Genomic DNA, 14,641 nt, shown 5'->3' with positions numbered 1-14,641 from the left:
GGGGGGCGGGGCGGTGGGGGGGGCGCGGCCGCGCCCCGCGGCCCCCCCCCCCCCCCCGCCGGGGGCCGGCCCGGCGGGCGCCGCCCCCGGGCGGCCCCCCCCCCCCCCACACAACAACCCCGCACAGCATTCTTGGCGGTCATCGGGCGAACGATGCTAGTTTCCCGCCGTGGCCTCGACCGCCGCGTGCACCGGTTACCGGCGAAGCCGTACGGAAAAGCCGGCGCGGAATGAATACCGATCCGACGGACGGTGATGACCTCCCGTCGTGCTGTTCCCGGAGCGGTCCGGAAACCGATCTCCCCGATGAATGCAGTGGCTCTGCCAAGGAGTGGCCGTGACAGACAGCCCCACCACCCCGTTGGTCGTCGTGCTCGGCGCCTCCGGCCTGCTCGGCACGGCAGTGACCCGGGAGCTGGCCAACCGCCCGATGCGGCTGCGACTGGTGGCCCGCCGCCCGGCGTCGGTGCCCGACGGGCACCGCGCCGAGATCGAGGTCCGCCAGGCCGATCTGACCACGCCCGGTGCGGTGGCCGAGGCCGTCGACGGAGCCGACGCGGTGCTGCATCTCGTCGCCCATATCGCCGGTTCGGCGACCTGGCGGGTCTCCTCGGGAGACACGGCGGCCGCCCGGGTCAATCTGGGACTGGTGCACGACGTCATCGACGCGCTGCGTGCCCGGCGGCGGAGCCGGCCACCGGTGGTGGTCTTCCCCGGTTCCACCTCGCAGACCGGCAGCTGCGCCGCCGGGCGCATCACCGAGTTCACCCCGGACGAACCGCTGACCACGTACGACCGGCAGAAGCTGGACGCCGAGCTGGCGCTGAAGGCCGCGACCGCCGAGGGTGTGATCCGCGGGACGACCCTGCGGCTGGCCACGCTGTTCGGGCAGGGCGCGGCGGCCGGCTCGTACGACAAGGGTCTGGTGTCGACCATGCTGCGCCGCGCGTTCGCCGGTGAACCGCTGACCATGTGGCACGACGGCTCGGTCGCCCGGGACCTGGTCTGCGTCGACGACGCCGCCCGCGCCCTGGTCGCGGCCCTCGACCACCCCGACCGCCTGGCGGGGCGGCACTGGCTGGTGGGGACCGGCCGGGCCACCACCATCGGTGCGCTGCTGACCGGCATCGCCCGAGCGGTCTCCGAGGCCACCGGAGAGCCGCCGGTCCCGGTCGTCCCGGTCCCGCCGCCGGACCAGGCCGGCCCGACCGACTTCCTCGACTTCGTGATCGACCCCTCGGCGTTCACGGCGGCCAGCGGCTGGCGGCCGCAGATCCGCTGGGAGGACGCGGTGCAGCACACCGCCACCGCGCTCGCCCAGCAGGCATCCGCGCAGCACCGGGGCGCCGCACGGCCGCAGTCCTGAAGCGTCCCCCGGAGCTTGCGCACCCCGTCCGGCAAGTCCACAACCCCTACGGAGTTCCCATGTGCCCGTCGCACGCCCCGCGTTCGTCAACACGGCCCGACGGCCGCACCCGGAACGAGGTGACACGGTGAGGATCCTGGTCACCGGCGGTGCCGGGTTCATCGGCTCGCACTATGTGCGCACCCTGCTCGACGGCGGCTACCCGGGTTGCGAGAACGCCCGGGTCACCGTGCTCGACAAACTCACCTACGCCGGCTGCCGGGAGAACCTGCCGGCCACCCACCCCCGGCTGGACTTCGTCCGGGGCGACGTCTGCGACGGGCCGCTGCTGCGTGACCTGTTGCCCGGCCACGACGCGGTGGTCCACTTCGCCGCCGAATCGCATGTCGACCGCTCCGTCGAGTCCGCGGCGGAGTTCATCCGTACCAATGTCGGTGGCACCCAGACGCTGCTGGACGCCTGCTTGACGGCGGGCGTGGGGCGCGTGGTGCAGGTGTCCACGGACGAGGTGTACGGCTCCATCGAGGAAGGCTCCTGGACGGAGGAGCACCCGCTGTTGCCCAACTCCCCGTACGCCGCCTCCAAGGCGGCCGCCGACCTCATAGCCCGGTCCTACTGGCGCACCCACGGGCTCGACCTGTCGATCACCCGCTGCTCCAACAACTACGGCCCGTACCAGCACCCCGAGAAGCTGATCCCGCTCTTCGTGACCAATCTGCTGGAGGGCCTGCCGGTCCCGCTGTACGGCGACGGGCGCAACGTTCGCGAATGGCTGCACGTCGACGACCACTGCCGGGCCATCCACCTCGTCCTCACCAAGGGGTCGGCGGGGGAGATCTACCACGTCGGCGGCGGCAACGCCCGGACCAATCGCGCCCTCACCGACCGGCTGCTCCACCTGTGCGGAGCGGATGCCTCCATGGTGCGCCGGGTGGCCGACCGCAAGGGCCACGACCTCCGGTACGCGCTCGACGAGACCAAGATCCGCGATGAACTGGGGTACGCCCCGCGCGTGACGTTCGACCAGGGGCTGGCCGACACCGTGGCCTGGTACGCCGACAACCGCGCCTGGTGGACGGCGCACAAACGCCCGCCGTCCGCCGGGTAGTTCACCGGTCCGCCCCGTCACCGGCCGTCGCCTGCCCGGAGGGCACCGGCTGTCCGGCCGGTTCGAGGAACTGCTCCAGCAGACCGGGCACCGCGGCATCGGCGAGCGCGATCCCGTCGGCCTCGGCCGCGTCGTACACGGTGTACCCGCCGGAACCCGCCGCGGTGACGGCGGTCACCGAGAGCAGCCCCGCCCGGCGCTGGAACACCGACTGCCGGATCTTCCAGCCGACGACCCCGGACCGCTCCAGCGCCACGGTGTGCCGGGAGAAGGTGCCCGAGCGGGTGACCAGATGGGCGCCGCTCAGCCCATGGCCGAGACTTTGGTACGCATCCCGGCCGAGCCACCCGGCCACCGGCAGGAGAACGACCGCGGAGATCCACGCGACATGCAGCAGCACCCCGGACACCACAACGCCCAGCACGGCCGGGACCGCACACACCGCCACGACCGCGCACACCGCCCGGACCAGGCGCTTGCGGCGGGCAGCGGGCGGATGGGTACGCAGTGCGGCCGAGGTGGGCACGGCTTCCGTACGCAGCACCGCGGCGGCCACCCGGTCGGCGGTCGCACGCGGTGCGGTCGGCAGCAGAGTGCGGTAGCCGGCCGTCTTCTTGTCGCCGTCCGCCTTCCGGATGCCCGTGCCGACCGCGTCCACCCGTGCCGCGCCGAACGACCGGCTGCCCAGCGGCTCCACCAGGTCGACGCCGCGCAGCCGCTGCTGCTCGAGGGAGACCGACCGGGTGGTGAACAGGCCGTGCCGGCAGTGCAGCACGGTCCCGTCCGGCCCGCGCTCCAGCCGGTAGTCCCACCACTGCTCGACGAACCACAGCAGCGAGCCGAGCACGCCGATCAGGACCCCGGCCGCCACCAGGGCCAGCACCGCCGGCAGCACGCGCCCGTTGCCGAGCACCTGGACCGCGTACGTGAAGAGGGAGCTTTCCGCGCCGAACCAGTCCGCGATCTTCAGGGCGAGACCGAACGCCGCGGCGGCCGTGGCGGGCGCGGCGATCGAGACGGGTGCGTACCGGAGCCAGCTCCAGTCGAGGGCGGCGAGTACGCCGGGGCCGCGCTCCGGCGTCTCGGTCTCCGGCTCCGGCTCGTTCAGCAGCAAGCGCCTTATCCGGTCCGCCTCGTGGCGGTGCAGCGGCGCCAGTTTGACCCGCTCACCGTCCTTGCCGCCCTGGCCGGTCCCGGCGGTCAGTTCGGCGAGTCCGAACAGCCGGTGCAGCGGACTGGCGGTGACATCGACCGTGCGCAGCCGTTCCCGGCGCAACGTCCGGCGGGACCTGACGACCAGGTCGAAGCGGGTCTCGACGAGTTCATCGGTGATCCGGTAGCGCATGGACCGCCAGAACGCCAGCCCCGCCAGCGGGCTGAGCAGGAGCACCAGGGCGGTGACCGGAAGTACCCAGGACAGCGCGGTGGCGAGGCCGTGTTCACGGGCGAGACCGATGGTGGTGGGGACGGCGGCGCCGCAGGCGATGCCCGCGACCAGGGCCGCGGTGAACGCCACGGACCGCCGGTCGAGATGCTGCCAGTCGTCCGCCGTCACGGCGGGGCCGGTGGTGTCCGTCATGTCGCGTCTCCCGGGGTGGCCTGGGCGGTTTCGATCAGCCGGCGGGCGAGGTCGACGGCCGTCGTGTCCGCCAGCCCATGGAGCGTGAGCTCACCCTTGGACGAGGCGGTGCTCACCAACACGGTGGCCAGACGCAGCCGTTGCCGCAGCGGCCCGCGCAGGGTGTCGACGGTCTGGATGCGGGATATCGGGATGACGGCCCATTCCCGCCGGAGGTATCCGGTGCGCACATAGACCGCGGTATCGGTGACTTCCCAGCGGTGCAGGCGGTACCACAGGACGGGTAACAGCAGGACAGCCGGAACGAGGACTGCGAGCTGTATCCCGGCACCCGCCCAAGGCCACACCGAACGCACGCCGAGCAGCACAGTGGTGAGCACTCCGCATCCGGTCACCACGAAGAGGGCGGAGATCGCCAGACGAATACGCCACCAGACGATGAACCTACGATCGAATGTGCAGGCAGGGGGGCGCAGTTGAGGTGTCTTGACCTGATCCATACCTCTCCTCCTCGGTTCGCCGTCGAATCCTAGCCCGGTGGCTCCGGCGAAATGCCGTGTACCAGCGGGGCGCACACACCATCGGCCCGGCCGGTTCGCCGGCATGGAGGCAGAAAGGCGGAGAGGAGCGGTCAATGTCCGGACTGCAGGACCGGACAGACAGTGAGGAAGGGGGGAAGTTTCCGGGCGGAGGGTTTGATTCCGGCATCGGCGGCCGGCAATGGACGGCAAGGCCTGCGGCGCCGGGAGCAGGTACTCCTCGTGCATGCGCAGACCTTGCGACGATTCATTCCCCCGATCATTCCCCCGAAGAGATCACAGCGGTGATGCCGTTCCTGCTCATGTGCTTTCGAGTGCCGTAATGGCGGCGTGGTCCAGAATCGAAACCATCCATGCCAGCAGATCCTGGTCGGCATTTTCCGCGGCCCGCTGCCAGCGCTGCTTTTGCTGATCGACCAAATCCATCTTGATGTGCACGACCGCCTTGCCGTCGTCGCCCAGCTCACGTCCGCTGCGGATCCGGCGCCGGAGCTCGTTCCGGGACCAGCCGTGCAGCTCGGCCTGGCCGAGCCAGTTGTCCTGCTCCGCCTCGGGCAGGCTGGTGACCTCGGCGTGGTGCTGGAAGCTGAGCTTGGCGCGGCGCCGGTCGGGAGTGAACCGACGGGCGACCCAGGCGTAGTTGCGGAGCGTCTGATAGTCGAGTGCGGTCTCGGCGATGGCCTGCTTGTACCGATTCGGGTACTGGGACTGGCCGAAAATGAGCCAGTCCCCGAGCCACCAGGCGGAAGAATCAGAGATGACATGAATTTGCCGACCGAGATTGCGCCATTCTTCAATGGTCATACCCGATGGCATGGAGAGGGCTACCCTCTTGGTGATGGCCTTGCTCGCCACGCCGAGCCGCTCCTGTGTCGGACGTATCACCGGTCGTGCATTGTCCGCCGCAGCTGTCATTACCCGGTGGCCATGGTCTGACATAAAACTCGTACCGTCCTTGCCTGATCCGGTCACTGCTTGCTTGTGGTGCCAGATTGCCAGGACTGACCAAATGCCGACTATATAGAGTCTTTAAACTTCCCCCACGAAACCTAAACGTCGAGGTGGCGCCTTGCGAACGGGGTTTCGGTGTGGTCATCGTCCCGCTGGCGAGACGCAGCCGCCGGCACCGCCCAGTGGTTCGACGGCGGATATCGAGCCGAAACTGGCGGGATTTCTACTGGACTGCTTATCGCCGACCTGCCGGTGCCTGAAGGGGGCACGGGGAAATCCCGCGGAATCACTGGCACATCCCCGGCGTTCACCGGATGTGTACCCCACTGACGGGCCGGAAACCCCACAGATCAGGCCGCAGGCTCAGCGGGTGGCGCCGATGTGGCGGACGGAGAGACGGAGGGCGGCAGGCGATGGCGCGAGACGGTGGGACCGCTTTCCCGGAGCCCGAGCCCGGAGCCCGGAGCCGGAACCGTCATCAACGTCGATGTCGGATTCCCGCCAGCCCGAGGCCCTCGGCTGAGGAATCCTGAGGGCATGCACACCGACACCGAGCGCTGTCTGCGCGCCGTGCAGTCCAAGGACGCCCGCTTCGACGGCTGGTTCTACACCGCCGTGCTCACGACCCGTATCTACTGCCGTCCCAGCTGTCCCGTGGTGCCTCCCAAGCCGGAGAACATGCGCTTCTACCCGAGCGCGGCCGCCGCCCAGCAGGCCGGATTCCGGGCCTGCAAGCGGTGCCGGCCGGACGCCAGCCCGGGGTCCCCGGAGTGGAACGAGCGGGCCGACCTCGTCGCCCGTGCCATGCGGCTGATCGCCGACGGCGTCGTCGACCGCGAGGGCATTCCCGGACTCGCGGCCCGGCTCGGCTACAGCACCCGGCAGATCGAGCGGCAGCTGCTGGCCGAGCTGGGGGCCGGGCCGCTCGCCCTGGCCCGTGCCCAGCGTGCGCAGACCGCCCGGCTCCTGGTGGAGACCACCGCACTGCCGATGGCCGAGGTCGCCTTCGCCGCCGGGTTCGCCAGCATCCGCACCTTCAACGAGACGGTGCGGGAGGTCTTCGCGCTGTCCCCGACGGAGCTGCGGCAGCGCGCCCGGCCCGGCCCGCGGGGGACGGCGCCCGGTGCGCTCGCGCTGCGGCTGCCCTTCCGGCAGCCGCTGAACCCCGACAACCTCTTCGGGCACCTCGCCGCCACCGCGGTCCCGGGCGTCGAGGAGTGGCGGGACGGCGCCTACCGCCGGACCCTGAACCTCCCCTACGGGCACGGCATCGTCGCCCTCGCGCCCCGCCCCGACCACATCGACTGCCGCCTCTCCCTCACCGACCTGCGCGATCTCGCCGGAGCCATCGCCCGCTGCCGCCGGATGCTCGACCTCGACGCGGACCCGGAAGCCGTCGACGGGCTGCTCCGCGAGGACCCGCGGCTGGCTCCGCTCGTCGACAAGGCGCCCGGCCGCCGGGTCCCGCGGACGGCCGACGCGGACGAGTTCGCGGTCCGCGCCGTCCTCGGCCAGCAGGTCTCCACCGCGGCGGCCCGTACCCACGCCGGCCGGCTGGTCCGTGCGCACGGCGAACCGGTCGACGACCCGGACGGCGGCCTCAGCCATCTTTTCCCGTCCGCCGCCGCGCTCGCCGAACTGGACCCGGAGCAGCTGGCGATGCCCCGCACCCGCCGGGCCACCCTCACCGGCGTCATCGCCGCGCTCGGCTCCGGCGCGCTGCAACTGGGCGTCGGCAGCGACCGGGACGCCGCCCGGACGCAGCTCGCGGCGCTGCCGGGCATCGGCCCCTGGACCGTCGAATGCATCGCCATGCGCGCACTCGGCGACCCGGACGCCTTCACCCCGACCGACCTCGGGCTGCGCCGCGCGGCCACCGGCCTCGGCCTGCCGCACACCCCGGCCGCCCTCATCCGGCACTCCGCACTCTGGCGCCCCTGGCGTGCCTACGCCGTCCAGTACCTCTGGGCGACCGACGACCACCCCATCAACCACCTCCCGACGAACTGACCCACCACCTGCCTACGAACCGGGCCCCTTACCTTTCGACGAACCGAGCCCACCGCCTGCCGGCGCACTGAGGCCCCCACCTCGCGACGCAACCGAGCCCACTACCTCCCGGCAACCCAGCCCAGCCCCCTACCTCTCGACGAACTGAGCCCACCGCCATGACCGTTCACGCATCCGAAGCCGCCACCGCCCCCGTCACCCACACCGTCCTGGACGGCACCCCGGTGGGGCCGCTCACCCTCGTTGCCACCGGCGATGCCCTCAGCGGCCTCTACATGACCGACCAGCGCCACCGCCCGCCCCAGGAGACCTTCGGCACCCCGGCGGACCCCGGCGCCCCGCCGTTCACCGCGGCCATCGCCCAGCTCCAGGCCTATTTCCGCGGCGAGTTGACCACCTTCGACCTGCCGCTCGCCCTGCGCGGCACGCCCTTCCAGCGCCGGGTGTGGGCGGCGCTGTGCACGATCCCGTACGGCGAGACCGTCACCTACGGGCAGCTCGCCGAGCGGCTCGGTGCCCCGTCGGCGTCCCGCGCGGTCGGCCTGGCCAACGGCCGCAACCCGGTCGGCATCATCGTCCCCTGCCATCGCGTCGTCGGCGCCGACGGCAGCCTCACCGGCTACGGCGGCGGCCTCGACCGCAAGCGCCGCCTGCTCGCCTTCGAGCGAACCGCCGACACGCTCTTCCCGGCGGAGATGTGCGACTGACGGCGACACGTACAGGAAGGCCGCGGCCGACACCACTGCCCACGGCCCCAGCGAAGGCGCCCGACGGCCCCAGCGACAGCGCCCGCTAGCCGCCCGTCACCGCCCGAACCTCCGCCACCAGCCGCTCCGCCTCCGTAAGGGACCGGCGCAACTGCGCTTCCGTGTGGCCGAGTTCACCGAGCAGGGCTGTGGTACGGGCGGCGAAGTCGGGTGGGGTGTCCGGCATTGCGGCGGCTTGGGCCAGGGCGCCCTTCTCGTTGAGGCACCAGTTCCGGTGGTGGGCGTGCAGGGCCTGGACGAGGTCGCCGGCGGCGCGGGACAGACACAGGGCGGTGTGGAGTACGTCCCGGGCGGCGTGGGCCTTGCCCGCCATCGCCACCGAGAACCCGGCGTCCCAGACCGCGCGGCCGGTCAGCTCCTTGCGCAGGGCTTCCGGGTAGTGCCGGGTCTCGCTCCGGAGACGGGTCAGTTCGCCCTCGGTGTCGGCGAGTACCCGGCCCAGCGCCGCCTCGCCCGGGTAGGCGGGGGACCAGAAGCCGAGCGGGTGGCCGGCCTGTTCGCCGATCTCGAAGCGGCCCGCACGGCACTCGTCCCAGACCTGCCGCACCCGGTCGACGTCCCGCAGGATCCAGTCCACATGACGGCCGTCCGGCAGCACCAGCCAGGCGCCGCCGTTCACCCAGGCACCCCAGGAGCCCGGCCCGTACACCTCGACCGGACCGCCGGTCAGCTCCGCGGCCAGCGCCTCCAGGGCCATCAGATCCGGTTCTCCCCGGTAATAGACCCCCAGATCCCAGTCGGAGTCGGCCCGGTGCGTGCCCCGTGCCCGGCTGCCGCCGAGCATCACCCCGACCACTCCCGGCACTTGGGCGATCCTCGCTGCGATGGTGTCCATGGTGGCCAGCCTAGGCAGCGCCGACTCCCCGCTGTCCAGCGCATTTCGACGGTCCGTCAGCTGGGGGAGGGGCCGGGCAGGGGATGGCACCGGCTGAGGCGCGGCACGGCCCAATGACCCCGCCGCCTGAGCCGCCCCTAAGCCGCCCCCTCACCCCCACCCGGCGGAAATCCGTCCTCCAGTTCCGCCGGGCCACGCCCGGTCGCGAGGGCCTTCAGCGCGGCGTCGAGCCGTAGGGCCATCTGGTGGCTCACCAGGGTGCGGGCCTCGTCCCAGTGCACCAGGCGCCAGGAGAGCAGCTCCTCCTCCTGCAGTCGGATCGCGGCGAGCTGCGCGGCGTCCAGCACCCCGCCGTCGTAGAGGTACGACACCAGCGGCGGCCGCTCCTTGCCGCGCACCCAGTCGACGGCGAGCAGCGGGCCCGGCTCGATGTCCAGGCCGATCTCCTCGGCGGTCTCACGGCGGGCGGCCTGGCGGGGCGATTCCCCGGCGTCCGACTCGATGGTGCCGCCGGGCAGGATCCAGGTGTCGCGGTAGTTGGGCTCCACGAGCAGCAGGCGGCCCTCCGCGTCGCGGAAGAGGGTGCCCGCGCCCGCGATCACCCGGGGCAGACCGGCGATATAGGTGGCGTAGTCCATGGTCGTCACGACGCGAGCCTACGGGCTGTCCCGTTGTCCCCGCGGATCTCCGAGGGGCGTATACGGGCGCGCCCGGTGGCACCGCCGTACCGGATGCCCTGTTCGCCGCGGCATGCGCCGGATAAGGTCACAGCGGCGCGACTGCCAGTTCGAAAGCAAGGGGAAACACGGTGGCGGACGCTGCAAGGACACCCACGGCACATGTGCTGATCGCCGCGGACAAATTCAAGGGCTCACTCACGGCCGTCGAGGTCGCCGAGCATGTCACGGCCGGTCTGCGGAGCGCCGTTCCCGAGCTGGAGGTCTCGGCCGTCCCGGTCGCCGACGGCGGCGACGGCACGGTGGCGGCGGCCCTCGCGGCCGGCTTCACCCGGCACCGGGTACGGGTCACCGGCCCCACGGGCGCGCCGGTCACGGCCACCTTCGCGCTGCGTGCGGAGGCATCCCCAGCGGTAGCTGGGGGAGGTACCGCGGTGGTGGAGATGGCGGAGGCGTCCGGACTCCAGCACCTTCCCGGTGGCGTCTTCGCGCCCCTGACGGCGACCACGTACGGCACCGGCGAGCTGCTGCTCGCGGCCCTCGACGCGGGTGCGACCTCGATCGTCTTCGGTGTCGGCGGCAGCGCCACGACCGACGGCGGGGCGGGGATGCTCACCGCGCTCGGCGCGCGGTTCCTGGACGCGGAGGGCGCACCGATCGCGCCCGGCGGCGGGCCGCTGCGCGACCTGGCCACCGCCGACCTGTCAGGTCTCGACCCCCGGCTGGCGAAGACCGCGATCGTGCTCGCCAGCGACGTCGACAATCCGCTCACCGGCCCGAAGGGCGCACCGGCGGTCTACGGCCCGCAGAAGGGCGCGAGCGAGGCGGACGTGGCCACGCTGGACGCCGCGCTGGCGCACTACGCCGCGGTGCTGGAGCGTGCGGTGGGGCCCGAGGCCGCGGAACACGCCCTGGCCCCGGGCGCGGGCGCCGCGGGCGGGATCGGCTACGGCGCGCTGGTCGGCCTGGGCGCGGCGTTCCGGCCGGGCATCGACGTGATGCTCGACGTCCTGGGCTTCGCGCCGGCGCTGGCGCGGGCCACCTTCGTCATCACCGGCGAGGGCTCGCTCGACGAGCAGACCCTGCACGGCAAGGCGCCGGCCGGGGTCGCCGCCGCGGCCCGTGCGGCGGGCCTGGACGTGGTCGCGGTCTGCGGGCGGCTCCGGCTGCCGCAGGAGGCGCTCACCGCGGCCGGTATCCGGCGGGCGTACGCGCTGACGGATCTGGAGCCCGACCCGGCCCGCTGCATGGCCGAGGCGGGGCCGCTGCTGGAGCGGGCGGCGGCCCCGGGGGGGGGGCCCTCCCGGGTCGGGGGCCGGGGCCCCCCGCGGGGGCCCCCCCCCCCCCCACCCCCCCGGCCCCCGGGCTAGGTTTGCGCGGGGGCCCCGCGGCGTTGTGTGCGGTTCCGCTAGGGAAGCTGTGCGGCGCGGGACTCCGCGCGCGACTCACGACGGTTGTCGCGGAAGGTGTTGACCCGCCGGGCCGTCGCGAAGAGCGGGATCATCGCGCCCAGGACCACCTGCAGGGAGCAGCCGGTCTGGAGCAGCAGCTGACCGCCGGGGGCGTCCAGCGCCCAGGCGGCGAGCATGCCCATGCTGAGCACGATCCAGCTGAGCATCGCCACCGCGAGGCGGCCCCGCGGCTTGGGGTACTCGACCCGGCTCACCATCAGCCAGGCCACCCCGATGATCGCCAGCAGCGTCGGCAGGAACGGCAGCTCCAGCAGCACGATGGCGACGACGGTCAGGGCGCCGAACGGGCTCGGCATGCCCTGGAAGATTCCGTCACGCAGCGTGACGCAGGAGAACCGGGCCAGCCGGAGCACCACCGCCAGCAGCACCACCACCGCCGCGACGACCGACACCCGCTGGTGCGCGTCCTGGGCGACCATGCCCCAGGTCACGACGAAGTACGCGGGCGCCAGCCCGAAGCTGATCAGGTCGGAGAGGTTGTCGAGCTCGGCCCCCATCGCCGAGGCCCGCAGCTTGCGCGCCACCAGCCCGTCGAAGAGGTCGAAGACCGACGCGAGGAGCATCAGGATCACGGCCATCGCCGCGCTGTGCCGGGCCATCCCGCCGTCCTCGTTGCCCGTCAGATGCGGGATGAGGACGCCGGTGGTGGTGAAGTACACCGCCATGAAGCCGCAGATCGCGTTGCCGAGGGTGAGGGTGTCCGCTATTGACAGCCGCGTGGACAGCGGCATGTCGTCCTCGTCCTCGTCGGTCTCCGGTGCCCAGCCGGCTTGTGTTTCCGGATCAATCACGGTCAAGGCGAGTCACCCCCGCGGTAGTGGCCTGGCCGACCTCGACCGCGGCCTCGACGCCCTCCGGGAGGTAGACGTCGACCCGCGAGCCGAAGCGGATGAGCCCGATCCGCTCGCCCTGCTCGACCTTGGTGCCCTGGGGCACGTAGGGGACGATGCGGCGGGCCACCGCGCCGGCGATCTGCACCATCTCGATGTCACCGAGCTCGGTGTCGAAGTGCCAGACCACCCGCTCGTTGTTCTCGCTCTCCTTGTTGAACGCCGGAACGAATCCACCGGGGATGTGCTCCACGGAGGTCACCGTGCCGGCCAGCGGCGCACGGTTGACGTGGACGTTCAGCGGGCTCATGAAGATCGCGACGCGGGTCCGTCCGTCCTTCCACGGCATGATGCTCTGCACCACGCCGTCGGCCGGAGAGATGACCCGGCCCTGCGCGATCTCCCGCTCGGGGTCGCGGAAGAACCACAGCATGCCCGCCGCCAGTGCGGTGGTGGGCACGGCAACGGCGGCCCAGCGACCCGACCGGCGGGACCGGGCGAGACTGACCGCTGCCGTGGCAACGGTCGGCAGGAGCCACGGCGACGCTCCGCGCGCGAGGCGGACGCGACCGCGTTGTGCAGAGGATTGGCTGTGGGGCATGGATGACCTTCGTAGCGGAGGATGCCGCTTATGGATACGGGGGACGGCGGCTTTCCGTGGATGCTATCGGTTACGAGCGGCAACTGGCCAAGAGCCAGAGCCAATCCGTGGCCGAAGAACGATGACGGGGTGTGATCTTCGTCTAGACCAAAAGGGCCCAAACGGGATGTTCACCCCTGGATCCGGTACTCCTCCAGTAGCCGTCGCCCAATGATCATTTTCTGGATCTCGGCGGTGCCTTCACCGATCAGGAGCATCGGGGCCTCGCGGTAGAGGCGCTCGATCTCGTACTCCTTCGAGAAGCCGTAACCGCCGTGGATGCGGAACGCGTCCTCCACCACTTCCTTGCAGTACTCGGAGGCCAGGTACTTCGCCATGCCCGCCTCAAGGTCGTTTCGCTGCCCCGAGTCCTTTTTGCGAGCGGCGTTAACCATCATGGCATGGGCCGCCTCGACCTTTGTCGCCATTTCCGCCAGTTTGAACTGGATGGCCTGGTGCTGGGCGATCGGCTTGCCGAAGGTGTGGCGCTGCTGGGCGTACGAAACACCCAGCTCGAAGGCGCGCTGGGCGACACCGCAGCCACGTGCGGCCACATTGACCCGGCCGACCTCGACGCCGTCCATCATGTGATAGAAGCCACGTCCGGTCTCGCCGCCGAGCACCCGGTCGGCGGGGATCCGCAGCCCGTCCATGATCAGTTCGGTGGTGTCGACGCCCTTGTAGCCCATCTTGTCGATCTTGCCGGGAATGGTCAGGCCCGGCCGCACCTCACCGAAGCCGGCCTCCTTCTCCACGAGGAAGGTCGTCATCGACTTGTGCGGGGCGGTGCCCTCCGGGTGACCCTCGTCCGTCCGGCACAGCACCGCGACCAACGTCGAGGAACCGCCGTTGGTGAGCCACATCTTCTGGCCGTTGAGGACGTATTCGTCGCCGTCCCGCACGCCCTTGGAGGAAATGGCCGAAACGTCGGACCCCAGCGCCGGCTCCGACATCGAGAAGGCGCCCCGGATTTCGCCGGCCGCCATCTTCGGCAGGAAGTAGTCCTTCTGCTCCTGCGTACCGTGCTGCTTGAGCATGTACGCCACGATGAAGTGGGTGTTGATGATGCCGGAGACGCTCATCCAGCCGCGGGCGATCTCCTCTACGGTCAGCGCGTAGGTGAGCAGGGACTCACCCAGACCGCCGTACTCCTCGGGGATCATCAGGCCGAACACGCCGAGTTCCTTGAGGCCCTCGACGATCTGCGACGGGTATTCGTCGCGGTGCTCCAGCTCGGTGGCGACCGGCAGGATCTCCTTGTCCACGAAATCGCGGACGGTGGAGAGGATTTCCCGCTGGATGTCGGTCAGGCCCTCGGTCTGCGCGAGACGGGTCATGGCTACTTCTCCTTCTTGGCCGGCGGGGCCGCAAGCTCCGGGCGGCCGGGCTGCTCGCCGCCGCGCTCCTTGATGTAGGTGGCCGTGGGGACCATGACCTTGCGCCGGAAGACGCAGACCAGGGTGCCGTCCTGCTTGTAGCCCTTGGTCTCGACGTGGACGATGCCGCGGTCCGTCTTGGAGCGCGACGGCGTCTTGTCGAGCACGGTGGTCTCGCCGTAGAGGGTGTCGCCGTGGAAGGTGGGCGCCACGTGCTTCAGCGACTCGATCTCCAGATTGGCGATGGCCTTTCCGGAGACATCGGGCACCGACATGCCCAGCAGCAGGGAGTAGATGTAGTTGCCGACGACGACGTTCTTCCCGAAGTCGGTGGTCTGCTCCGCGTAGTTGCTGTCCATGTGCAGCGGGTGGTGATTCATCGTGAGCAGACAGAAGAGGTGGTCGTCGTATTCGGTGACGGTTTTCCCCGGCCAGTGCTTGTACACGTCGCCGACGGTGAACTCTTCGTAGGTGCGGCCGAACTGCATCGC

14 protein-coding genes are annotated in these 14,641 nt (G+C 71.2%); 5 read left to right on the top strand and 9 right to left on the bottom strand.

The features are described from left to right. Positions 1-337 precede the first annotated feature (337 nt). Together ACFW5B_RS01960 and rfbB are read left to right on the top strand one after the other, a co-directional pair. The gene (locus tag ACFW5B_RS01960) at positions 338-1,366 is read left to right on the top strand and encodes an NAD-dependent epimerase/dehydratase family protein (protein WP_386431650.1); all 1,029 of its coding nucleotides are present in this window, start codon (positions 338-340) and stop codon (positions 1,364-1,366) included. A 127-nt stretch (positions 1,367-1,493) separates the two neighbouring features. Beyond that, positions 1,494-2,474 (top strand): dTDP-glucose 4,6-dehydratase, encoded by a 981-nt coding sequence (gene rfbB / locus ACFW5B_RS01955; RefSeq protein WP_386431647.1) that lies wholly within the window; start codon positions 1,494-1,496, stop codon positions 2,472-2,474. A 1-nt stretch (position 2,475) separates the two neighbouring features. Here rfbB and ACFW5B_RS01950 read toward each other — a convergent pair whose 3' ends face one another. The 3 genes from ACFW5B_RS01950 to ACFW5B_RS01940 all read right to left on the bottom strand — a co-directional run bounded on the left by ACFW5B_RS01950 (position 2,476) and on the right by ACFW5B_RS01940 (position 5,447). After that, on the bottom strand, positions 2,476-4,053 hold the full coding sequence (locus tag ACFW5B_RS01950; protein ID WP_386431644.1) for a PH domain-containing protein: 1,578 nt from the start codon (positions 4,051-4,053) through the stop codon (positions 2,476-2,478). After that, the gene (locus tag ACFW5B_RS01945; RefSeq protein WP_386431641.1) at positions 4,050-4,553 is read right to left on the bottom strand and encodes a PH domain-containing protein; all 504 of its coding nucleotides are present in this window, start codon (positions 4,551-4,553) and stop codon (positions 4,050-4,052) included. The genes ACFW5B_RS01950 and ACFW5B_RS01945 overlap by 4 nt, the downstream gene beginning before the upstream one ends. A 339-nt stretch (positions 4,554-4,892) precedes the next feature. Further along, positions 4,893-5,447 carry an LmbU family transcriptional regulator gene (locus ACFW5B_RS01940; protein ID WP_386431638.1) on the bottom strand — a complete coding sequence of 185 codons (555 nt, stop codon included), beginning with the start codon at positions 5,445-5,447 and terminating at the stop codon, positions 4,893-4,895. A 633-nt stretch (positions 5,448-6,080) separates the two neighbouring features. On the opposite strand from ACFW5B_RS01940, the gene ACFW5B_RS01935 reads away from it, so the two are divergent. Further along, positions 6,081-7,553, top strand: coding sequence for an AlkA N-terminal domain-containing protein (locus ACFW5B_RS01935; protein ID WP_386431635.1), 1,473 nt, complete (start codon positions 6,081-6,083; stop codon positions 7,551-7,553). Positions 7,554-7,711: 158 nt separating this feature from the next. Beyond that, positions 7,712-8,260, top strand: coding sequence for a methylated-DNA--[protein]-cysteine S-methyltransferase (locus ACFW5B_RS01930; protein WP_386431632.1), 549 nt, complete (start codon positions 7,712-7,714; stop codon positions 8,258-8,260). Between the two features lie 85 nt (positions 8,261-8,345). Here the strand turns inward: ACFW5B_RS01930 and ACFW5B_RS01925 are convergent, their stop codons facing one another. Continuing rightward, complete coding sequence (locus ACFW5B_RS01925; RefSeq protein ID WP_386431629.1) at positions 8,346-9,155, bottom strand: DUF4037 domain-containing protein; 810 nt, start codon at positions 9,153-9,155, stop codon at positions 8,346-8,348. A 137-nt stretch (positions 9,156-9,292) separates the two neighbouring features. Next, positions 9,293-9,793, bottom strand: a complete 501-nt coding sequence (locus tag ACFW5B_RS01920; protein ID WP_386431717.1) for an NUDIX domain-containing protein — start codon at positions 9,791-9,793, stop codon at positions 9,293-9,295. Between the two features lie 203 nt (positions 9,794-9,996). On the opposite strand from ACFW5B_RS01920, the gene ACFW5B_RS01915 reads away from it, so the two are divergent. Continuing rightward, positions 9,997-11,202: a glycerate kinase gene (locus ACFW5B_RS01915; RefSeq protein ID WP_386431714.1), complete on the top strand. Its 1,206-nt coding sequence runs from the start codon at positions 9,997-9,999 to the stop codon at positions 11,200-11,202. 38 nt (positions 11,203-11,240) lie between these two features. Here ACFW5B_RS01915 and pssA read toward each other — a convergent pair whose 3' ends face one another. The 4 genes from pssA to ACFW5B_RS01895 all read right to left on the bottom strand — a co-directional run bounded on the left by pssA (position 11,241) and on the right by ACFW5B_RS01895 (position 14,638). Further along, positions 11,241-12,101, bottom strand: a complete 861-nt coding sequence (gene pssA / locus ACFW5B_RS01910) for a CDP-diacylglycerol--serine O-phosphatidyltransferase (protein WP_181018717.1) — start codon at positions 12,099-12,101, stop codon at positions 11,241-11,243. After that, positions 12,088-12,735, bottom strand: coding sequence for a phosphatidylserine decarboxylase (locus ACFW5B_RS01905; RefSeq protein ID WP_042161276.1), 648 nt, complete (start codon positions 12,733-12,735; stop codon positions 12,088-12,090). The genes pssA and ACFW5B_RS01905 overlap by 14 nt, the downstream gene beginning before the upstream one ends. A gap of 170 nt (positions 12,736-12,905) precedes the next feature. Next, on the bottom strand, positions 12,906-14,111 hold the full coding sequence (locus ACFW5B_RS01900) for an acyl-CoA dehydrogenase family protein (RefSeq protein ID WP_328383052.1): 1,206 nt from the start codon (positions 14,109-14,111) through the stop codon (positions 12,906-12,908). 2 nt (positions 14,112-14,113) lie between these two features. Further along, positions 14,114-14,638, bottom strand: a complete 525-nt coding sequence (locus ACFW5B_RS01895; RefSeq protein ID WP_386431624.1) for a MaoC family dehydratase — start codon at positions 14,636-14,638, stop codon at positions 14,114-14,116. Between the last annotated feature and the right edge of the window lie 3 nt (positions 14,639-14,641).

This window comes from Streptomyces sp. NPDC058773, from assembly GCF_042746015.1.
Taxonomy (GTDB): domain Bacteria; phylum Actinomycetota; class Actinomycetes; order Streptomycetales; family Streptomycetaceae; genus Streptomyces.
This window is presented reverse-complemented; position numbering and strand designations above follow the sequence as displayed.